The organism is Pseudomonas sp. NPDC089428, assembly GCF_044749325.1.
GTDB lineage: Bacteria > Pseudomonadota > Gammaproteobacteria > Pseudomonadales > Pseudomonadaceae > Aquipseudomonas.
Genome location: NZ_JBIVHT010000007.1, coordinates 194,229 through 214,418, shown reverse-complemented (window position 1 = coordinate 214,418; position 20,190 = coordinate 194,229). Strand labels below are relative to the sequence as shown.

General features: G+C 64.0%; 20 protein-coding genes. 11 read left to right on the top strand and 9 right to left on the bottom strand.

Annotated elements, in window-relative coordinates; translation table 11 throughout:
• Positions 1-35: 35 nt before the first annotated feature.
• The 4 genes from eutC to ACIPZ5_RS15735 form a co-directional block, all read right to left on the bottom strand.
• Positions 36-878: an ethanolamine ammonia-lyase subunit EutC gene (gene eutC, locus ACIPZ5_RS15750; RefSeq protein ID WP_343598825.1), complete on the bottom strand. Its 843-nt coding sequence runs from the start codon at positions 876-878 to the stop codon at positions 36-38.
• A 9-nt stretch (positions 879-887) separates the two neighbouring features.
• Positions 888-2,282, bottom strand: a complete 1,395-nt coding sequence (locus ACIPZ5_RS15745) for an ethanolamine ammonia-lyase subunit EutB (protein WP_261941728.1) — start codon at positions 2,280-2,282, stop codon at positions 888-890.
• 46 nt (positions 2,283-2,328) lie between these two features.
• Positions 2,329-3,777 carry an ethanolamine permease gene (eat, locus tag ACIPZ5_RS15740; RefSeq protein ID WP_261941727.1) on the bottom strand — a complete coding sequence of 483 codons (1,449 nt, stop codon included), beginning with the start codon at positions 3,775-3,777 and terminating at the stop codon, positions 2,329-2,331.
• A gap of 209 nt (positions 3,778-3,986) precedes the next feature.
• Positions 3,987-5,507 carry an aldehyde dehydrogenase family protein gene (locus ACIPZ5_RS15735; RefSeq protein ID WP_400809556.1) on the bottom strand — a complete coding sequence of 507 codons (1,521 nt, stop codon included), beginning with the start codon at positions 5,505-5,507 and terminating at the stop codon, positions 3,987-3,989.
• Positions 5,508-5,750: 243 nt separating this feature from the next.
• Between ACIPZ5_RS15735 and ACIPZ5_RS15730 the strand changes: the two genes are divergently transcribed.
• From ACIPZ5_RS15730 to ACIPZ5_RS15715, 4 genes are all read left to right on the top strand, one after another.
• Positions 5,751-7,748, top strand: coding sequence for a sigma-54-dependent Fis family transcriptional regulator (locus ACIPZ5_RS15730; RefSeq protein ID WP_400809553.1), 1,998 nt, complete (start codon positions 5,751-5,753; stop codon positions 7,746-7,748).
• Between the two features lie 66 nt (positions 7,749-7,814).
• The gene (gene mpl / locus ACIPZ5_RS15725; protein ID WP_313713916.1) at positions 7,815-9,164 is read left to right on the top strand and encodes a UDP-N-acetylmuramate:L-alanyl-gamma-D-glutamyl-meso-diaminopimelate ligase; all 1,350 of its coding nucleotides are present in this window, start codon (positions 7,815-7,817) and stop codon (positions 9,162-9,164) included.
• On the top strand, positions 9,161-9,790 hold the full coding sequence (ubiX, locus tag ACIPZ5_RS15720; protein WP_261941723.1) for a flavin prenyltransferase UbiX: 630 nt from the start codon (positions 9,161-9,163) through the stop codon (positions 9,788-9,790). The genes mpl and ubiX overlap by 4 nt, the downstream gene beginning before the upstream one ends.
• Positions 9,787-10,074, top strand: coding sequence for a YceK/YidQ family lipoprotein (locus ACIPZ5_RS15715; RefSeq protein WP_343598834.1), 288 nt, complete (start codon positions 9,787-9,789; stop codon positions 10,072-10,074). Before ubiX ends, ACIPZ5_RS15715 begins: the two co-directional genes overlap by 4 nt.
• 3 nt (positions 10,075-10,077) lie before the next feature.
• Here ACIPZ5_RS15715 and ACIPZ5_RS15710 read toward each other — a convergent pair whose 3' ends face one another.
• The 3 genes from ACIPZ5_RS15710 to ACIPZ5_RS15700 all read right to left on the bottom strand — a co-directional run bounded on the left by ACIPZ5_RS15710 (position 10,078) and on the right by ACIPZ5_RS15700 (position 13,116).
• A complete protein-coding gene (locus ACIPZ5_RS15710; RefSeq protein WP_261941721.1) occupies positions 10,078-10,722 on the bottom strand; it encodes an oxidoreductase in 645 nt (214 codons plus the stop codon).
• 27 nt (positions 10,723-10,749) lie between these two features.
• Positions 10,750-12,483 (bottom strand): C13 family peptidase, encoded by a 1,734-nt coding sequence (locus tag ACIPZ5_RS15705; RefSeq protein ID WP_343598837.1) that lies wholly within the window; start codon positions 12,481-12,483, stop codon positions 10,750-10,752.
• Positions 12,484-12,660: 177 nt separating this feature from the next.
• Positions 12,661-13,116 carry a MaoC family dehydratase gene (locus tag ACIPZ5_RS15700; RefSeq protein WP_261941719.1) on the bottom strand — a complete coding sequence of 152 codons (456 nt, stop codon included), beginning with the start codon at positions 13,114-13,116 and terminating at the stop codon, positions 12,661-12,663.
• Between the two features lie 143 nt (positions 13,117-13,259).
• Here ACIPZ5_RS15700 and ACIPZ5_RS15695 point away from each other — a divergent pair, with 143 nt between their 5' ends.
• Genes ACIPZ5_RS15695 through ACIPZ5_RS15685 form a run of 3 tightly spaced genes read left to right on the top strand, consistent with a single transcriptional unit; the run spans position 13,260 to position 14,938 of the window.
• Positions 13,260-13,625 (top strand): CidA/LrgA family protein, encoded by a 366-nt coding sequence (locus ACIPZ5_RS15695; RefSeq protein ID WP_261941718.1) that lies wholly within the window; start codon positions 13,260-13,262, stop codon positions 13,623-13,625.
• Complete coding sequence (locus ACIPZ5_RS15690; RefSeq protein ID WP_261941717.1) at positions 13,622-14,338, top strand: LrgB family protein; 717 nt, start codon at positions 13,622-13,624, stop codon at positions 14,336-14,338. The genes ACIPZ5_RS15695 and ACIPZ5_RS15690 overlap by 4 nt, the downstream gene beginning before the upstream one ends.
• A gap of 9 nt (positions 14,339-14,347) precedes the next feature.
• Positions 14,348-14,938 (top strand): LON peptidase substrate-binding domain-containing protein, encoded by a 591-nt coding sequence (locus ACIPZ5_RS15685; RefSeq protein ID WP_313713922.1) that lies wholly within the window; start codon positions 14,348-14,350, stop codon positions 14,936-14,938.
• Between the two features lie 156 nt (positions 14,939-15,094).
• Here ACIPZ5_RS15685 and ACIPZ5_RS15680 read toward each other — a convergent pair whose 3' ends face one another.
• Positions 15,095-16,411, bottom strand: coding sequence for a bifunctional DedA family/phosphatase PAP2 family protein (locus tag ACIPZ5_RS15680; protein WP_313714165.1), 1,317 nt, complete (start codon positions 16,409-16,411; stop codon positions 15,095-15,097).
• A 3-nt stretch (positions 16,412-16,414) separates the two neighbouring features.
• Positions 16,415-17,107, bottom strand: coding sequence for a DNA-3-methyladenine glycosylase (locus ACIPZ5_RS15675; protein WP_343598840.1), 693 nt, complete (start codon positions 17,105-17,107; stop codon positions 16,415-16,417).
• 204 nt (positions 17,108-17,311) lie between these two features.
• On the opposite strand from ACIPZ5_RS15675, the gene ACIPZ5_RS15670 reads away from it, so the two are divergent.
• From ACIPZ5_RS15670 to rlmH, 4 genes are read left to right on the top strand one after another with little or no spacing between them, the layout of a single operon-like run.
• Positions 17,312-18,583: a glutamate-5-semialdehyde dehydrogenase gene (locus ACIPZ5_RS15670; RefSeq protein WP_261941713.1), complete on the top strand. Its 1,272-nt coding sequence runs from the start codon at positions 17,312-17,314 to the stop codon at positions 18,581-18,583.
• A 1-nt stretch (position 18,584) separates the two neighbouring features.
• Positions 18,585-19,244, top strand: coding sequence for a nicotinate-nucleotide adenylyltransferase (nadD, locus tag ACIPZ5_RS15665; RefSeq protein WP_343598842.1), 660 nt, complete (start codon positions 18,585-18,587; stop codon positions 19,242-19,244).
• A 44-nt stretch (positions 19,245-19,288) separates the two neighbouring features.
• Complete coding sequence (rsfS, locus tag ACIPZ5_RS15660) at positions 19,289-19,711, top strand: ribosome silencing factor (RefSeq protein WP_176507069.1); 423 nt, start codon at positions 19,289-19,291, stop codon at positions 19,709-19,711.
• Between the two features lie 9 nt (positions 19,712-19,720).
• A complete protein-coding gene (gene rlmH / locus ACIPZ5_RS15655; protein ID WP_008090421.1) occupies positions 19,721-20,188 on the top strand; it encodes a 23S rRNA (pseudouridine(1915)-N(3))-methyltransferase RlmH in 468 nt (155 codons plus the stop codon).
• Positions 20,189-20,190: the final 2 nt, after the last annotated feature.

Sequence of the window (20,190 nt, the reverse complement as noted above, 5' to 3'; positions counted from 1 at the left end):
GCCGTCAGCGCAATCCGCCTTCCGTTACATGTTTTTTAACGTTCGCCGAGCAGGAAGTTGCCTCGCTGGGTGGGGGCATTTTCGCTGTCGATACCAGGGACCTCGGCTTCATCCTTCAGGTTCACACCGGAAAGCTGCCGCCGGCAGGCTTCGCGCATCAGGTATAGCAGGCGATGGGCCGCCATGCCGTAGCTCAGGCCTTCCAGGCGGATGTTGGAGATGCAGTTGCGATAGGCATCGGTCAGGCCGACCTTGGGCGCGTAGGTGAAATACAGGCCGAGGCTGTCCGGCGAGCTCAGCCCCGGACGTTCACCGATCAGCATCACGGTCATGCGTGCACCGAGCAACTGGCCGACTTCGTCCGCCACTGCCACCCGGCCTTGTTCCACCAGCACCACCGGGGCGCTGGTCCAGCCATCGGCGGCGGCCTGCTCCTCGAAGCGGGCCAGGAACGGTAAGGTATGGCGGTGCACGGCCAGGGCCGAGAGGCCGTCGGCGACCACGATGGCCAGGTCGACGCCGTCGGGGTTGGCCTGGGCATGCTGGCGCAAGCGTTCGGCCGAGTCCTCGTTCAGCCGCCGGCCGAGGTCGGGGCGTTGCAGGTATTGGTGGCGGTCGCTGGCAGCGCTGTGCAGCACCAGGCTGTCGCGGCCTCTGTCCTTGAGCTGTTCACTAAGGGCCGCGTGGTCGAAGGCCAAATGCACGGCGTCGCGGGCCTGGGCGTGGGCGAACTGGAAGTCCAGTTGTGCGCTGGTGGGCAGGCTGGTGCCGCAACGGCCCAGGGCGATACGCGCCGGGGTGAGGTTGCGCAGGGCCAGCCAGGGGCTTTCCTGGCTAGAGAGCGGGGTAGAAGGCGGGGTTGGGGTACGGTCTGCCATGGTCACCTCTTATGCCAGCTGCGCCAAGGCCTGGCGGAATGCCGGCGGCAGGTTGTCGCCGAAGCGTACGCGGCCATCGGCCTGGGTGAAGATGCCGGTGCGTTGCAGCCAGGCTTCGAATTCCGGCCCGGGCTTCAAGCCGAGGGTCTGGCGCGCATACAGCGCGTCGTGAAACGACGTGGTCTGGTAGTTGAGCATGATGTCGTCGGAGCCGGGGATGCCCATGATGAAGTTGATCCCGGCCACGCCCAGCAGGGTCAGCAGGGTGTCCATGTCGTCCTGGTCGGCTTCGGCGTGGTTGGTGTAGCAGATGTCGCAACCCATCGGCACGCCGAGCAGCTTGCCGCAGAAGTGGTCTTCGAGGCCGGCGCGGATGATCTGTTTGCCGTTGTACAGGTACTCGGGGCCGATGAAACCGACCACGGTGTTGACCAGGAACGGCTTGAAGTGGCGGGCCACGGCGTAGGCGCGGGTCTCGCAGGTCTGCTGGTCGACACCGTGGTGGGCGTTGGCCGACAGCGCGCTGCCCTGGCCGGTTTCGAAGTACATCAGGTTCTGCCCGAGGGTGCCGCGCTTGAGCGACAGGCCGGCCTCGTAACCTTCCTGCAGCACGTTGAGGTTGATGCCGAAGCCGGCGTTGGCCGCCTCGGTGCCGGCAATCGACTGGAACACCAGGTCCAGCGGCACGCCGCGGTTGATCGCTTCGATCGAGGTGGTGACGTGGGTCAGCACGCAGGCCTGGGTGGGGATGTCGTAGCGCTGGATGATGGCGTCGAGCATTTCCAGCAGGGTGCAGATCGAGGCGATGCTGTCGGTGGCCGGGTTGATGCCGATCATGGCGTCACCGTTGCCGTAGAGCAGGCCGTCGAGGATGCTGGCGGCGATGCCGGCCGGTTCGTCGGTCGGGTGGTTGGGCTGCAGGCGGGTCGACAGGCGCCCGCGCAGGCCCATGGTGCCACGGAACTGGGTGACCACGCGGATCTTCTGCGCCACCAGCACAAGGTCTTGTACGCGCATGATCTTCGACACTGCTGCCGCCATTTCCGGGGTCAGCCCCGGGGCGAGCGCGCGCAGGCTGTGTTCGTTGGCCTCTTCGCTGAGCAGCCAGTCGCGCAGGCCGCCAACGGTCAGGTGGCTGACCGGGGCAAAGGCCTGGGCGTCGTGGCTGTCGACGATCAGCCGGGTGATTTCATCCTGTTCGTAGGGGATCAGGGCTTCATTCAGAAAATGCGTCAGCGGGATGTTGGCCAGGGCCATCTGCGCGGCCACCCGCTCGCCGTCGTTGGCGGCGGCGACGCCGGCCAGAAAGTCCCCGGAACGGGCCGGGCTGGCCTTGGCCATCACGTCCTTGAGGCTGTCGAAGCGGTAGACCAGGTGGCCTACCGTGTGTACGAAACTTGCCATAGAGAATCTCCAGGGCCGCGGGCTGGCCCGCGGCAGGTGGCGGCGATCAGTGCAGGGCCTCTTCGGCCTTCTGGATCGCGGCGAATTCCTCTTCCGGTGTGCCCGCGACCAGATGGTGGCGGCTGTAGAACGCAAAGTAGGCGATCAATACCGCATAGATCACCGCAGCGCCAATCACCACCCGTGGGTCGACCAGGAAGCCCGCGACCACGGCGATACAGGCCAGCACCAGAGCCAGGCCCGAAGTGAAGATGCCGCCCGGGGTGCGGTAAGGGCGTTCCATTTTCGGCCGGCGGATGCGCAGGGTGATGTGCGCGGCCATCATCAGCACATACGACAGTGTGGCACCGAATACCGCCACCAGGATCAGCAGGTCGCCCTGGCCGGTCAGCGACAGGGCGAAACCGATGATCCCGGGGATCACCAGCGCCATCACCGGGGCCTTGCTCTTGTTGGTTTCCGACAATTTGCGCGGCAGGTAGCCGGCGCGGGAAAGGGCGAAAATCTGCCGCGAATAGGCGTAGATGATCGAGAAAAAGCTGGCGATCAGGCCGGCCAGGCCCACCAGGTTGACGAAGCTGCCCATCCAGGTGGCGCCGCCGTAGGCCTTGGCCAGCGCTTCGACCAGCGGGTTGCCGGAGGCCTTGAGCGCTTCGGAGCCTGCACCGCCAGGGCCGACCACCAGGATCAGCAGGGCGAAGGCCAGCAGCACCAGCATTGCGCCGATCAGGCCGCGTGGCAGGTCACGCTTGGGGTTCTTGGTTTCTTCGGCGGCCAGTGGCACGCCTTCCACGGCGAGGAAGAACCAGATGGCATAGGGGATCGCCGCCCACACACCGACATAGCCGAACGGCAGGAAGCTGCTGGCCCCCACGGCGTCCGTTTTGGCGATGTCGAACAGGTTGGCTGCATCAAAATGGGGCACCATGGCCACCAGGAACACGGCCAGGGCGATGGCGGCGATGGCGGTGATGATGAACATCAGCTTCAGCGCTTCACCCACGCCGAAGATGTGAATGCCGATGAAGACCACATAGAACGCCAGGTAGATCATCCAGCCGCCGATGCCGAACAGTGACTGGCAGTAGGCGCCGATGAACGTGGCGATGGCGGCGGGGGCGATGGCGTATTCGATGAGGATCGCCGTGCCGGTGAGGAAGCCGCCCCACGGGCCGAAGGCGCTGCGGGCAAAGCCGTAGCCGCCGCCAGCGGTAGGGATCATCGAGGAAAGTTCGGCCAGCGAGAAGCACATGCACAGGTACATGGTGGCCATCAGCAGGGTGGCGAGGAACATGCCGCCCCAGCCACCCTGGGCCAGGCCGAAGTTCCAGCCGGCATAGTCGCCGGAAATCACATAGGCAACACCCAGGCCGACCAGCAGTACCCAGCCGGCGGCGCCTTTTTTCAGTTCACGTTGCTGGAAATAGTCCGATCCGACTTTTTCGAAGTCCACGGAAGACCCTGCCGGCACACCGGCGGAATGATCGCTTGGCATAGTTTCACCTGTTTTTTTTCTTGGTGGCCGGAAGGCGTCCGGGCCGATGGTGATGGGTACTGCAGGAAGCGAGCCAGAGCGGTTGGTACACGGTTGCCGCTCTGGATTTTGTGTTTGCAGGCCAGGCCTCTTCGCGGGTAAACCCGCTCCCACAGGAGTGTTGCGATTCCCTGTGGGAGCGGGTTCACCCGCGAAGCAGGCGACGCGGTTTAGAAGAAGCCCAGCGGGTTGATGTCGTAGCTCACCAGCAGGTTCTTGGTCTGCTGGTAGTGGTCGAGCATCATCTTGTGGGTTTCACGACCCACGCCAGACTTCTTGTAGCCACCGAACGCGGCATGTGCCGGGTAGAGGTGGTAGCAGTTGGTCCACACGCGGCCAGCCTTGATGCCGCGGCCCATGCGGTAGGCGCGGTTGATGTCGCGGGTCCACACGCCGGCACCGAGGCCGAACTCGGTGTCGTTGGCAATCGCCAGGGCTTCGGCTTCGTCCTTGAAGGTGGTGACGCTGACCACCGGGCCGAAGATTTCTTCCTGGAACACGCGCATGCGGTTGTTGCCCTTGAGCAGGGTCGGCTGGATGTAGTAACCGGTGGCCAGCGCGCCTTCGAGTTTTTCCACCTTGCCGCCGGTCAGCAACTCGGCGCCTTCTTCCTGGGCAATCTGCAGGTACGAGAGGATCTTCTCGAACTGCTGCTGCGAGGCCTGGGCGCCGACCATGGTGTCGGTGTCGAGTGGGTCGCCGCGCTTGATCTGCAGGACCTTCTTCATCACCACTTCCATGAACTGCGGGTAGATCGACTCCTGCACCAGGGCACGCGATGGGCAGGTGCACACCTCGCCCTGGTTGAAGAACGCCAGCACCATGCCTTCGGCGGCCTTGTCGATGAAGCTTGGCTCGGCCTGCATGATGTCTTCGAAGTACACGTTCGGCGACTTGCCACCCAGCTCGACGGTGGACGGAATGATGTTCTCGGCAGCGCATTTCATGATGTGCGAGCCGACCGGGGTAGAGCCGGTGAAGGCGATCTTGGCGATGCGCTTGCTGGTGGCCAGGGCTTCACCGGCCTCGCGGCCATAACCCTGGACGACGTTGAGCACGCCTTTGGGCAGCAGGTCGCCAATCAGCTCGACCAGCACGGTGATGCCCAGCGGGGTCTGCTCGGCCGGCTTGAGCACCACGCAGTTGCCGGCGGCCAGGGCTGGCGCGAGCTTCCAGGCGGCCATCAGGATCGGGAAGTTCCACGGGATGATCTGCCCGACCACGCCCAGCGGTTCGTGGATGTGATAGGCCACGGCGTTTTCGTTGATTTCGGCGGCGCCGCCTTCCTGGGCGCGGATGCAGCCGGCGAAGTAGCGGAAGTGGTCGACGGCCAGCGGGATGTCGGCGTTGAGGGTTTCGCGGACCGGCTTGCCGTTGTCCCAGGTTTCGGTGATGGCCAGGATTTCCAGGTTCTGTTCGATACGGTCGGCGATCTTCAGCAGGACGTTGGAGCGGTCCTGTACCGAGGTGCGGCCCCAGGCGTCAGCGGCGGCATGGGCGGCATCCAGGGCTTTATCGATGTCTTCGGCAGTGGAACGGGGGAATTCGGCAATCAGCTTGCCGTTCACCGGGGAGGTGTTTTCGAAATATTGCCCTTTGACCGGAGCTACGAACTCACCACCGATGTAGTTGCCGTAGCGGCTCTTGAAGGAAACCTTGGAGCCCTCGGTACCGGGATGTGCGTAACGCATGGTGTGTCTCCTGGCTATTGTGTTTGTTAGGGAGTTGAAAAGCGTAGAGCAAAGGTTGGGCCAGCGTGGCGGGCCCTAGCCAAATCAATGACTTGGGTCACGCGGATGGCCCTTTCGCTGCGTTTGTGTGCCAGTGCTGGCACGGCCTGGGTGACACTTTGTGCCGTTTGCGGTACGTGCTTGACCGGGCGGTCGCCGCAGAGGATGCTGGCTGAAATCTCTATCTGCGGAGAACAACAACAAATGCAGAGCAACGCATTCAGCCGCCATGCCCAGCAAGTGCATACCGTTGCCCGTGGCGAAGCTGGCAGCGACCCTTCCATTGCCCGTTCCTGGCTGCGCTGCCTGGACGACTACCACCTCGACCCGTCAGTGATCGAGGCACCGGTGGTGCTCGAGCACGGGCGCCTGCTGGAGAGCCGCGAGCGCCTGCGCCAGGTGCTGAAGATCGCCGACCACGAGATGAACAGCCTGCACCAGCAGCTGTCCGGCGCTGGCCATGCGGTGCTGCTCACCGACGCCCGCGGCGTGATCCTCAACTGTGTCACCGCGCCCAGCGAGCGGCGTAGTTTCGAACGTGCCGGGCTATGGTTGGGGGCGGACTGGAGCGAAGCCCGCGAAGGCACCAACGGCATCGGTACCTGCCTGGTCGAGCGCCAGGCCCTGACCATTCACCAGGATGAGCATTTTCGTGGCCGCCATACCGGGCTGACCTGCTCGGCGAGCCCGGTGTTCGACCCGCACGGCGAGCTGCTGGCGGTGCTCGATGTGTCCTCGGCGCGGCCGGACGTGTCGCGCCAGAGCCAGTTCCACACCATGGCCTTGGTCAACCTCTCGGCAAAGATGATCGAGAGCTGTTATTTCCTCCGTCATTTCGAGCAGCAATGGTTGCTGCGCTTCCATGTGCAAGCCGAGTCGGTCGGCCAGTTCAGCGAAGGGTTGCTGGCGTTCGATGGCGATGGCCGCATCTGTGCTGCCAACCAGAGTGCCCTGAACCTGTTGAGCACCATTCGCGGCGGTGTACTGGGCAAGCCGCTGGAGATGTTCTTCGCCTGCAGCCATGACGAACTGTTCAGCCGTGCCACGCCAAGCGGCAGTACGGTCTGGCCGATGCACACCCGCGATGGCCGCCAGGTATTTGCCAGCCTGCGTGGGCAGGCGAGGGCGCGGCAATGGACGGTGCCGGCCAGCCTGCCCCAGGGCACCCCCGTAGCGCAGCCGGGCATCTGCTTGCTGGACCCGGCCTTGCAGCAGGATTTCCAGCGTGCCGTGCGCGTGTTCGAGCGCGATGTGCCGCTGCTGCTGCGCGGCGAGACCGGTTGCGGTAAAGAGGCCTTCGCTCTGGCCGTGCACCAGGCCAGCCAGCGCCGTGGCAAGCCATTCGTGGCGGTGAACTGTGCGTCGATCCCCGAGAGCCTGATCGAGAGCGAGCTGTTCGGCTATCGCGGTGGCAGCTTCACCGGGGCGCGCAAGGAAGGCATGCGCGGCAAGCTGCTGCAGGCCGATGGCGGTACCTTGCTGCTGGACGAAATCGGTGACATGCCGCTGGCTTTGCAGACCCGCCTTCTGAGGGTGCTGGAAGAGCGCCAGGTGGTGCCGATTGGCGGTGAGCCGCAGGCGGTGGATGTGCGTATTGTCAGTGCCACCCACCGGGATTTGCTGGAACGGGTCGAGCAGGGCAGTTTCCGCGAAGACTTGTACTACCGGCTCAATGGCCTGGAGGTGGCGCTGCCGGCCGTGCGTGAGCGCACGGACAAGGAAGCCTTGCTGGAATTTCTGTTGCGTCAGGAGGCGCAGGGGCAGCATGTGCAATTGGCACCTGAGGCGCGCCAGGCGCTGCTGGACTTTGCCTGGCCGGGGAACGTGCGGCAGATGCGCAATGTGCTGCGAACGCTGGTCGCCTTGTGCGAGGGCTCCCTTGTCCGGTTCCCGGACCTTCCCTCCATTGTCAGGACTCACGCGACCTCTGTGGGGGCGGGCTTGCCCGCCAACGAGGGCAACGCCCTTGCCTTGCATTGCCAGGTCGGGCCTCTTCGCGGGCAAGCCCGCTCCCACAGGCCCAGTGCTGGGCCTGAAGCCTTGGTGGGAGTCGATGTATTGCCGGGCGCAGAGCGCCAGGCGCTGATGGACGTTCTGGAGGCAAAACACTGGCACTTGACCCGGGTCGCCGAACACCTGGGCATAAGCCGCAATACCTTGTATCGAAAACTGCGCAAACACGGCATCGCCAGGGGCGTCTGAGCAAAACACCGGGTGCGATTTCCTGCGCCCTGGGCTACCCTGCCTCGAAGTTTTGCGAGGTCGACCATGCATATTCATATTCTCGGTATTTGCGGCACTTTCATGGGTTCTCTGGCCGTGCTGGCCAAAGAGCTCGGCCACCGCGTCACCGGTTCCGACGCCAACGTCTATCCGCCCATGAGCACCCAGCTCGAAGCCCAGGGCATCGAGCTGACCCAAGGCTACGACCCGGCTCAGCTGGACCCAGCGCCGGATCTGGTGGTCATCGGCAACGCCATGTCGCGGGGCAACCCGGCGGTGGAGTATGTGCTGAACAAGGGCCTGCCTTATGTGTCGGGCCCGCAGTGGCTTGCCGACCATGTGCTGCAGGGTCGTTGGGTGCTGGCAGTCGCGGGTACCCACGGCAAGACCACCACCAGCAGCATGCTCGCCTGGGTGCTTGAGCACGCCGGCATGAGCCCGGGTTTCCTGATCGGCGGCGTGCCGCAGAATTTCTCGGTATCGGCGCGCCTGGGCGGCACGCCGTTCTTCGTGGTCGAAGCCGACGAATACGACAGCGCCTTCTTCGACAAGCGTTCGAAGTTCGTGCATTACCACCCACGCACGGCGATCCTCAACAACCTCGAGTTCGATCACGCGGATATCTTCCCTGATCTGGCATCCATCGAGCGGCAGTTCCACCATCTGGTTCGGACCATTCCGAGCGAAGGCCTGGTCATTCACCCGACTACCGAGCAGGCGCTGGAACGCGTGATCGGCATGGGCTGCTGGACCCCGGTGCAGACCACTGGCGAAGGTGGCCAGTGGCAGGCACGCCTGCTAAGCGCCGACGGCTCGCGTTTCGAAGTGCTGTTCGAGGGTGAAGCGCAGGGTGTGGTGGATTGGGCCCTGACCGGCCAGCACAACGTCGCCAACGCCCTCGCCACACTGGCCGCTGCCCGCCATGTGGGCGTGGTGCCGGCCATGGGCATCGAAGGCCTGAGCGCGTTCAAGAGCGTCAAGCGGCGCATGGAGAAGGTCGCTGAAGTTCAGGGCGTGACCATCTACGACGATTTCGCCCACCACCCGACCGCCATCGCCACCACCCTCGACGGCCTGCGCAAGCGTGTTGGCGAAGCACCGGTCATCGCCATCATCGAGCCACGCTCCAACTCCATGAAGCTCGGCGCCCACCGTGACGGCTTGCCGGAAAGCGTCAACGACGCCGATCAGGTGATCTGGTACGCGCCCGCCAACCTGGGTTGGGACCTGGCTGCCACGGCGGCGCAGTGCAAGGTGCCCAGCGTGGTCGCTGACAGCCTCGACGCAATCATCGAGCGGGTCAAAGGCCAGGCGCGCCCAGGTACCCATGTGGTGATCATGAGCAACGGCGGCTTCGGCGGCCTCCACGGCAAGCTGGCCGAGGCCTTGAAGTGAGCGGGCCGGAGCGTATCACCCTGGCCATGACCGGCGCCTCCGGGGCGCAGTATGGTTTGCGCCTGCTCGATTGCCTGGTGCGCGAAGACCGTGAGGTGCATTTCCTTATCTCCAAGGCTGCGCAACTGGTGATGGCTACCGAAACCGATGTGCTCCTGCCGGCCAAGCCGCAGGCCATGCAGGCGTTTCTTACCGAATATACCGGTGCTGCCGATGGGCAGATCCGCGTATACGGCAAGGAAGACTGGATGTCGCCGGTGGCTTCGGGTTCCGGTGCGCCAGCGGCGATGGTGGTGGTGCCGTGTTCTACCGGTACCTTGTCGGCGATCGCCACCGGTGCCTGCAACAACCTGATCGAGCGTGCCGCCGACGTCACCCTCAAGGAGCGTCGGCAGCTGATCCTGGTGCCGCGCGAGGCGCCATTCTCGACCATCCACCTGGAGAACATGCTCAAGTTGTCGCAGATGGGCGCGGTGATCCTGCCAGCGGCGCCGGGGTTCTATCACCAGCCGCAGACTATTGATGACCTGATCGACTTCGTAGTGGCGCGCATACTCAACCTGTTGAACATTCCGCAGGACATGCTGCCGCGCTGGGGCGAACACCATTTCGGGGCTGATGATTGAAGCGGTTCCTGGCTGGGTTGCTGGTTGCAAGCCTGCTCGGCGGCTGCGCCACAGTGCGCACGCTGGATGCCAACAAGCCAGGGGCGCCGGTGGTGTATGCCGGGACCCGGCTGGACATGTATGTGATCAATGGCGGGTGCTGCCCCAAGGATCGCTTCGGGGCTGAGGCGCCGGCGTACCCACACCTGGACCTGCCGGGCAGCATGCTGCTGGATACGTTGTTCCTGCCGCTGTCATTGCTGACGGCGGCAGGGATAGGTTTTCAGGCTACGGGCGGCCTGTAGGGGTTAATTCTTGCCCAGTTTGCGTAACTCGTCGGACTCGACAATCCGGATTCCGTCCTGTTCTTCCAGTGCCAGGCGCCACAGCGCCCGCGCCAGGGTACAGACCTCGATCGCCCGGTATTTACCGGGCATCAACTTCGCAAATGGCGATGCCAGCTTCTCACCCAGCCGTGGTTGGACCCGCTCACCGAGCAGCAGTGACGGCCGCGCAATGGTCAGTTGTGGCCAGTCCTGAGCCTTCAGCGCTTGTTCCATCTCGCCCTTGACCCGGTTGTAGAGAATCGCTGACTTGGGATCGGCACCCATGGCGCTGACCACCAGCAGATGCCGCGCCCCCATTTCCCGTGCGCGCTTGCTGAAGGCTACGACCATGTCCAGGTCGACGGCACGAAACGCTTGCTCCGAGCCCGCCTGCTTGAGGGTGGTGCCCAGGCAGCAATAGGCGATATCGACGCGACCCGCGAGTTGCGGGAGAAACACCGCCGGGTCGCCCACCGGGTTTTCCAGATGAGGGTGCCCTGCCAACGGCCGGCGAGTCGGTGCCAGCACACGACTGATGGTGGGTTCGTTGAGCAGGCGGTCGAGCAGATGCTCACCGGTCAGTCCGGTGGCTCCGGCAAGCAGGACATGCTGAGGCGTCAAATACATGATGTCTCTCCCTTGTTACACACAAGCTTAGCGGCTGGCAGGCGTTTTTGCCTGTTCCTCCGCCTTGGCCTGTGCTGCATTACGCAAGGCTTCTTCGGCCTGATGCTTACGCAGTTGCTGCCAGTGTGCCAGTACTGCGGGCGGTGCCCAGAATTGTGGTTCGGAGGCCTCGAAACCTTCCCTTCGTTCTCTTTCGGCAACACTGCTGCGCGCCAGTTCAAACGCTTGTTTCAGGTCGTCCGTCTGGTTCAGGGCTTCAGCGAACAAGGCATCACCGAAGTAGGTGAAGTCGGCTTCTTCCGAGCAACCGAACGATACCCGGTCGGCACGTGCCGCGGTCATGATCACCGTGCGATCGTCCTTGAGCGGGGCGATGTAGCCACCTGAATAGCAGGCGGAGATGACAATGATCTTGTCGCGGTCCTTGAGTGGGGCCAGGGCGCTGGCCAGTTCGTCGGCGGACAGGTCAGCCAGTTGCAGGCGGGGCTGGTCGAGCACCAATTGGTGGTCCTGGCTGCCGTGGCTGGTCAGGTAGATGAAGATCAGGTCCTCCGGGCCGCTGCGTTCGGCCAGGGTGCGGGCGGCGCGGGTGAGGTTCTCGCGGGTGGCCATGGGGCGGGTGGTCATCTGGTCACGGTGGTTGACCAGGGTAACTTGCCCGCGGGCGCCGAAGCGCACCTTGAGCATGTTGCTGACATAGTCGGCTTCGCGCAGGAACACGCTTTGCTGGCCATCGCCGGCCAGGACCAGGCTGTACAGCTGGATAGGTGGCGCCGAGCGCGGTACTCGGGCCAGGGCTTCGTCGAGCAGGCGGCCCTGGTTGAGCAGGGCCAGGTCCAGCGGGTCGGGCAGCAGCTTGCCTTTCTGGTCACGTACGCGTACGCCGTTGACCCAGAAGCCGCTCTCGACCTGGCCGCTGGCCAGGGTCAGCTTGCCGTGGCCCTGGTAGGCATCGTTGTCGAAGCCCCCTACGTATTGGCTGCCATCGGGCAGTTGCAGGCTGCCCTGGCCAGACAGGCGCCAGTCCAGGAAGGTGCCTTTGTAGTGGCTGCCGTCGCTGCCGAGCAGTTCGCCTTCGCCGATCAGCGAGCCGTCCTTGAAGTCGCCGATCCAGACGTCGCCGTCGGCGTTTTCGTAGCGGCCGCGGCCCTCCAGGCGGTTGTCCTTGAATTCACCGATGTATTGCTCGCCATCGACGCTGTCGTAGGTGCCGCTGCCTTGCAGCAGGCCATCGACGAAGCGGCCGCTGAACTGGTTGCCGCTGGCATCGCTGCGCACGCCAGCACCATTGGGCTTGCCCTTGGCGAACAAGCCTTGGTAGCGGCTGCCATCGGCCAGTTCGAGTTCGCCCGCGCCTTCGTACTGGTCGTCCTTGAATTGGCCGCGGTAGGTCTGGTCGGCCTGTTTGAGGCTGCCTTCGCCGTCACGCCGGCCGTGGCTGAATGTGCCGGCATAGTGGCTGCCTGGGGTGGTCAGGTCGCCCAGGCCGTGGAACAGCCCCTTGTCGAACTGGCCGCGGTAGACCTCGCCATTGCTGCCGTGCCACTCACCCAGGCCATGCCACTGGCCGTCCTTGAAGTTGCCGGCGTACCAGCTGCCGTTGGGGTAATCGATGCGTCCCTCGCCCTGCAGCAGGCCATCGACTACCTGGCCCCGGTAGCGACCACCATCGGGCAGGCGTGCATCGGGTGGTGACAACGACTCACCATCGCCACAGGCAGCGAGCATCAGGATCAGTGCGAGGGGGAACAGTGGACGCATGGCGGAATCCGGGCAAAAGGTCTGCCGAGTATGCCGCAGAATGGGGGGCGGAGGTATCTGTGATCCAATCGAAATCGGTGTTGGATTCTTCGCGGGCAAGCACGCTCCCACAGGTACTGTAAAAGGCTCGAGCCTTGTGGTGAGTGTGGGAGCGGGCTTGCCCGCGAAGAGGCCAGGTCAGACGAAGCAGAGCGAAAGCGGTTCGGCGATGTAGGCCGGCTTCTCTTCGCCTTCGATCTCCAGGGTAACGGTGGCTTTGAGCAGCCACTGACCTGGCTTCTTCTCGATCACCTCGCCCAGGTCCACCTTCAAGCGCACCTTGCTGTCGACCTTCACCGGTTGAATGAATCGCACGCTGTCGAGCCCGTAGTTGACCACCATCTTCAGCCCTTCGGGCATTACCAGGATGTCTTCCATCAGCTTGGGAATCAGCGACAAGGTCAGAAAGCCGTGGGCGATGGTGGTGCCGAACGGAGTTTTCGCCGCCTTTTCCGGGTCGACATGGATGAACTGGAAATCGCCGGTGGCTTCGGCGAACAGGTTGATGCGCTGCTGGTCGATCTTCAGCCAGTCGGAACGTCCCAGCTCCTTTCCAACGTACTGCGTAAGCTCGTTTACCGGTACATAGGGCATCGCGACTCTCCAGGTTGTCATTTGGTACGAGAGTGCAAGATCAGCACGACGAACCGTTTCAGTCAAGATGCCCGCTTTTCGGCGAATATCGGCTTATACGCAGCGCGTGCTTATAATGGCCGGCATGCCTGAAGGAGATGCTTATGCTGTTGCGTGGTTTGACCTGGCTGGTGCTGTTTCAACTGCTGGGTACGGCGCTCAATCACCTGTGCGTGCCGATTCTGCCGGGGCCGATCATCGGCCTGTTGCTGCTGCTGTGCTTCCTGATGGCCCGTGGCGAGGTCGGCAAGCCGCTGAGCGAGGCCGCCGGTAGCCTGCTGCGTTACCTGCCACTGCTGCTGGTTCCGCCGGCTGTGGGAGTTATGGTCTACGCCAAGGACATTGCCGCGGACTTCTGGGCGATTGCCGGCGCCTTGCTGATTTCCTGCCTGGTGACCCTGGTGTTCGTCGGTTTGCTGATGCAGAAACTGATCAACCGCCAGCACGGCAAGCGTGAGGAGCAGCCATGATCCTCGACTGGCAAGGCGCGCTCGAGGCCGTCATCCATCATCCCTTGTTCGGCATCGGCATCACCTTGGGCGCATACCAGATCGTGCTGGCCGCCTATGAAAAAACTCGCTGGATCTTCCTGCAACCGGTACTGGTGTCGATGCTGCTGGTGATCGGTGTGCTGCTGACCTGCGGCATCAGCTACACCGAATACCGCAAGAGCACCGAGATCATGAACATCCTTCTCGGCCCCGCTACCGTAGCCCTGGCGGTACCGCTATACCTCAACTTGCGGCGCATCCGGCAGCTGTTCTGGCCGACATTTACTACGCTGGTAGTCGGAGGCCTGTTCGCCACGGTCTGCTGCCTGCTGCTGGGCTGGTGGTTCGGTGCCGAGCACATGATCCTGATGACCATGGCGCCGAAATCGGTTACGTCACCGATCGCCATGCTGGTGGCCGAGCAGATTGGTGGTGTGGCGGCGTTGGCGGCCGTGTTCGTATTGATTACCGGTGTGATCGGGGCAATCTTCGGCCCGGCACTGCTGACCCGGTTGGGTGTGCACAGCCCGGAGGCGCGTGGGATGTCGCTGGGGGTCACGGCACACGCCGTGGGCACTTCGGTGGCCTTGCAGGAAAGTGACGAGTGCGGTGCCTTTGCCGCACTGGCAATGAGCCTGATGGGGGTGGCCACGGCGGTGTTCCTGCCGTTGGCGGTCAGCCTGGTGGCTTGAGGAGTTCTGATGACGCTACCGCTGTTTCCCCTCAATACCGTGTTGTTTCCCGGTTGCCTGCTGGATCTGCAGATCTTCGAGGCACGCTACCTGGACATGATTGGCCGCTGCATGAAGCAAGGTACCGGCTTTGGCGTGGTGTGCATCGTCGAAGGCGAGCAGGTCGGCAAGGCGCCACCGGTGGTGGCTTCGATCGGCTGCGAGGCGGTGATCCGTGACTTCGTCCAGCAGGACAACGGCTTGCTGGGCATTCGTGTGGAGGGTGTGCGTCGCTTCGAGCTGAGCCAGACCGACGTGCAGAAAGACCAGTTGCTGGTGGGCGAGGTGCATTGGCTGGCGGAACAGCCGGACAGCCCATTGACCGAACAGGATGATGATTTGCTGGCGCTGTTGGTTGCACTGGGCGAGCACCCGATGGTCGAAGCGCTGGACATGCCGCGCAGTGTCGATGGGCGCCAGGCGTTGGCCAACCAGCTGGCGTATCTGTTGCCATTCATGGAAGAGGACAAGCTGGACCTGCTGGCGCTCGACTCACCGGCGCAGCGGCTGGAAGAGATCCAGAAGCTGCTGGAGCGGATTCAGGGTGAGCTGTTTGCCTGATTGAACTCAATGGCCTGTGCCGGCCTCTTCGCGGCTAAAGCCGCTCCTACAGGTCTGTGCCATTCCTGTGGGAGCAACTGTCTTGCTCAGTTTCTAGAATCTGGCGCGATCCCTGTGGGAGCGGCTTTAGCCGCGAAGAGGCCAGTACAGGCAACCTCAATACTGGTAACGAAGCAGGGCGTGAGGCAGCGCATGCAGGGCAAAGAAAGCCAGCAGCGCGGTGCACGCCGGCAGCACCAGCCACCACACCCGCTGCGGCATGGCAGTCAGGGGCTGTCGATGCTGCACCAGCGTCAGGCTAAGTGCACACACGCAACAGGCCAGCAAGGCCCCGGCCATGATGTCGGTCGGCCAATGCGCCCCCAGATACACCCGCGACAAGGCAATCGCCAGTGCCGGAATGCAGCCCAGCATCACCCAGGTCAGGCGCATGCGCGGCGGCATTCCGCGCCCCGCCAGTACCGCCAGGGTCAGGAAGAACGCAAAAGATGCCGAACTGTGCCCGCTGGGCATGCTGTAGCTGGTTAGCGGATCGACCAATACCTCTGGGCGGGCACGGGCGAAGAGCCATTTCAGCGTGCCATTGGCCAATGCCGTGCCGATCAGCGTGCCGCCCGCGAACACGGCATGCCGCCACTGTCGCGCCAGGAGCAGCAAGCCGGTCAACAGGCCGCCCAGGAAAAACTGGGTCTTGAAGTCGCCCAGCCGGGTCACCAGGACCACGGTGCCGTCGATCGCCTTGCTACGATGCTCCTGCACCAGCGTCATCACGCCTTGGTCGAATGCCTGCAGGTAAGGCCAGCCCAGAAACACCGCCGACAAGGCGATGAAACTGAGGCCTGCGATCAGGCGGGTACCATGACGCTGATCGCGCAGGCTGCTGTTCAGGCTCAGGCCGATCAGCACCGCCAGGGTGCCGGCGATGATACCGGCATCCAGCCAGAAGCCTTCCGGCAGCGGCAGGCGCATCGCCGCTCCGGTAGCCCAACCTGGCAGCAGGTAGGCGACCGACCACCCCGCGCCCGCCACCAGGCTGACCGCGATAAAACGCGGCAGTGGCATGTCGAACATACCGGCGACCATCGGCAGCATCGGCCTTAGCGGGCCGATGAAACGGCCGACCAGCAGGCTGGCAATACCATAACGCTGGAAGTAGGCCTCGGCGCTGCCGATCCATTCCGGGTGGTGGCGCAGCAGCGGCAGGCGGCGGATGTTCTGGTGGAAGTACTTGCCGATGGTGTACGACAGCGCGTCACCGAGCAGGCCGCCGAGGAACCCCAGCAGCAGGGTTTCCCCCAGGCTGAACGCGCCACTGCCTGCCAGGACGGCAACGGCGAACAGCAGCACAGTGCCCGGTACGATGATGCCGGCGATGGCCAGGCATTCCACGCAAGCCACCAGGAAAATCGCCACGCCAAGCCACTGGGGGTTGGCGCTGAGCCAGCCGGTCAGGCTGTCGAGCCATTGGCCCATGTTTCAGCTTCCTTGTTTGAGGATGAAAAAGTCTTGCCCTTCGACTTGGCCCCGACGCAGCGGGTTCCGGGTGCAGAAGCGGGCGAATTCGGCATCGACGAAGCGGTACGGCAGGTGCTCGTCGCGCCCATGGGGTATGCCCAGGCGTGTGGCCTGGATCACCCGAGGCACGGCAATGCCGCAGTCTTCGACGTACAGGCGCTCCGGGTCGAAGCGTTGCGCATCCCAGTGCGGCACTTTCAGGCCCATGGCCTTGCACAGCAGGGTCTGCCCGGCGCACAGGCGTTCTGCTGGGCGCAGGTTGCCGCTGGCATCGGGGTTGTTCAGTTGCATCTGCGCCAGGCTGTTGGCGTCGGAGATGGCATCGACCCAGGGGTAGGCGGACTTGATCAGTACCGCGTTACCTGGGCCCTGTGCGCTGAAGTTGAGCGAATCGCCACCGCGTGCGTAATACATGTAGATGTGCCCGCCGCCCAGGAACAGCGCCTTGCGCTTCTCGGTATAGCCAAGCGACGCGTGGCTGCCCTTGTCGGTCAGGTAGTAAGCCTCGGTCTCGATGATCCGTGCGGCCAGCCACAGGTTGCCGTGGCGATGGCGGATGACCTTGCCGAGTAACGCCTTGGCCAAGGTCTGGGCGTCGCGGTCGAAGAAGCTGTCGGGGAGGGCGCGTGCAGGGCAGGGGGCTGAGACTGGCATGCTGGCGGTTCGTGGCAATAAAGCCGGGGATGATAGCAATGAATGGCTTAATCGAGGCTGAACCGGGACAGTTCGATAAGCGCGGTTACATCTTTCCTATGGAATCTTGTGAGCCATTTTCTACCATCCGCCACCCGCCGCTGGGCGTATACCTGCGCGACAGTTATAATCAGCCGATTTCCCCTTCGCCAAGACACCGAACCCATGACTGAGTCCGTTCTTGACTATATGACCCGCCTGGGTCGCGCCGCACGCCAGGCTTCCCGCGTCATCGCTCGTGCCAGCACCGCGCAGAAGAACCGCGCCCTGCAGGCCGCCGCCGATGCGCTGGATGCTGCGCGCGCCGAGCTTGCCGCAGCCAACGAATTGGACCTGGCCGCCGGCCGCGCCAATGGCCTGGAGCCGGCGCTGCTTGACCGCCTGGCGCTGACCCCGGCGCGCATCGACGGCATGATCACCGGCCTGCGTCAGGTGGCTGGCCTGCCAGACCCGGTCGGCGCCGTCCGCGACATGAGCTACCGCCCGTCGGGCATTCAGGTGGGCAAGATGCGCGTGCCACTGGGGGTGATCGGGATCATCTACGAGTCGCGCCCGAACGTGACCATCGATGCCGCCAGCCTGTGCCTGAAGTCGGGCAACGCCACCATCCTGCGCGGCGGCTCCGAGGCCATCCACTCCAACCGCGCCATCGCCATCTGCATCCAGCGTGGCCTGGCGGCAGCGGGCCTGCCGGCTGCCGTGGTGCAAGTGGTCGAGACCACCGACCGCGAAGCCGTCGGCGCGCTGATCAGCATGCCCGAGTTCGTCGACGTCATCGTGCCGCGCGGCGGCCGTGGCCTGATCGAGCGCATCAGCCGCGATGCCCGCGTACCGGTCATCAAGCACCTGGACGGCATCTGCCACGTTTATGTGGCCGAGCACGCCGACCTGGACAAGGCCTGGCGCGTGGCGTTCAACGCCAAGACCTATCGCTACGGCATCTGCGGCGCGATGGAAACCCTGCTGGTCGACCAGCGCGTGGCTGAAGGCTTCCTGCCGGAAATGGCCCGCCGCTTCCAGGAAAAGGGCGTCGAACTGCGTGGCTGCGAACGTACCCGCGCGCTGATCGAGGCCAAGCCGGCCACTGAGGCCGACTGGCACACCGAGTACCTCGACGCGATCCTGTCGATCCGCGTCGTCGACGGCCTGGACCAGGCCATCGAGCACATCAACCAGTACGGCTCGCACCACACCGATTCGATCATCACCGAACACCAGGGCCAGGCCCGTCAGTTCATGGCCGAGGTCGATTCGGCATCGGTGATGCTGAATACCCCAACCTGCTTCGCTGATGGCTTCGAATATGGCCTGGGCGCGGAAATCGGCATTTCAACCGACAAGCTGCACGCCCGCGGCCCGGTCGGCCTGGAAGGCCTGACCTGCGAGAAGTACGTGGTGATCGGTGACGGCCAGCTGCGCGGCCAGGAGTCCTGCTGAGTTGAGCAAGGCCCAGGCAGTCCGGCGCATCGGCATTCTTGGCGGCACCTTCGACCCCGTGCACATCGGCCACCTGCGCAGCGCGCTGGAAGTGGCCGAGTTCATGGCGCTCGATGAGCTGCGCCTGTTGCCCAATGCCCGCCCGCCACACCGCGATACCCCGCAGGTGGCGGCGCAGGACCGGCTGGCCATGGTTCGCGAAGCGGTACAGGGCGTCGCCTGCCTGAGCGTCGATGCCCGCGAGCTTGAACGCGACAAACCGTCGTACACCATCGACACGCTGGAGTCGATCCGCACCGAACTGGGCGCCGCCGACCAGCTGTTCCTGGTGCTGGGCTGGGACGCCTTTTGCGGCCTGCCAAGCTGGCACCGCTGGGAAGAACTGCTGCAACACTGTCACATCCTGGTGCTGCAACGCCCGGATGCCGACGTTGAACCCCCTGACGAGTTGCGCAACCTGCTGGCTGCGCGCTCGGAGAGCGATCCCACCGCCATGTCCGGCCCGGCGGGGAATATTTCGTTCGTCTGGCAGACGCCGCTCGCGGTGTCGGCTACACAGATCCGACAGCTGCTGGCCAGCGGCAAATCGGTGAGGTTCCTGGTGCCGGACGCCGTACTGGCCTACATCGAGGCGCACGAACTGTATCGTGCCCCTAACTGACGGTGCCCCAGGGCGCCTCATCCAAACGAGTTGAAGAGTTTTTTATGAGCAAGCAGAAAATCAATGGCGAAGAACTGGTCAAACTGACCATCAGCGCCCTGGAAGACGTCAAGGCCCAGGACATCCAGGTCATCGACGTACGCGAAAAGCACAGCCTGACCGACTACATGATCATTGCCACCGGTACCTCCAACCGCCAGATCAACGCGATGCTGGAAAAGGTCCGTGAAGCGGTCAAGGCCAAGGGCGCGCAGCCACTGGGTGAAGAAGGCAAGGGCGACAGCGATTGGGTGCTGCTGGACCTGAACGACGTCATCGTCCACATGATGACCGCCGCTGCCCGCCAGTTCTACGACCTGGAGCGCCTGTGGATGGGGGCTGAGCAGAGCCGTGCCGCCGATGCCAAGCACCACAGCCCGGAAAACGCCAGCGACTACTTCACCGACAAGCTGAAAGACCGGGAATAAGGAAGCGTCGTGCGTCTTCGCCTGATCGCGGTCGGCTCGCGCATGCCCAAGTGGGTCGAGGAAGGCTGGCATGAATATGCCAAGCGCCTGCCCCAGGAGCTGTCGCTCGAGCTGGTGGAAATCCCGCTGAACACCCGTGGCAAGAATGCCGACGTCGCCCGCCTGATCCGTCAGGAGGGCGAAGCCATGCTGAGCAAGGTTCAGCCTGGGGAACGCATCGTCACCCTCGAGGTCCATGGCAAGCCCTGGAGTACCGAGCAGCTGGCGACCGAGCTGGACCGCTGGCGCCTGGACTCGCGCACGGTGAATTTGATGGTGGGCGGCCCGGAAGGGCTGGCGCCTGAGGTCTGTGCGCGCGCCGAGCAACGCTGGTCGCTGTCACCGCTGACCTTGCCGCACCCGTTGGTAAGGATACTCATCGGCGAGCAGATCTACCGCGCCTGGACGGTATTGTCCGGGCACCCTTACCACAAATGAGC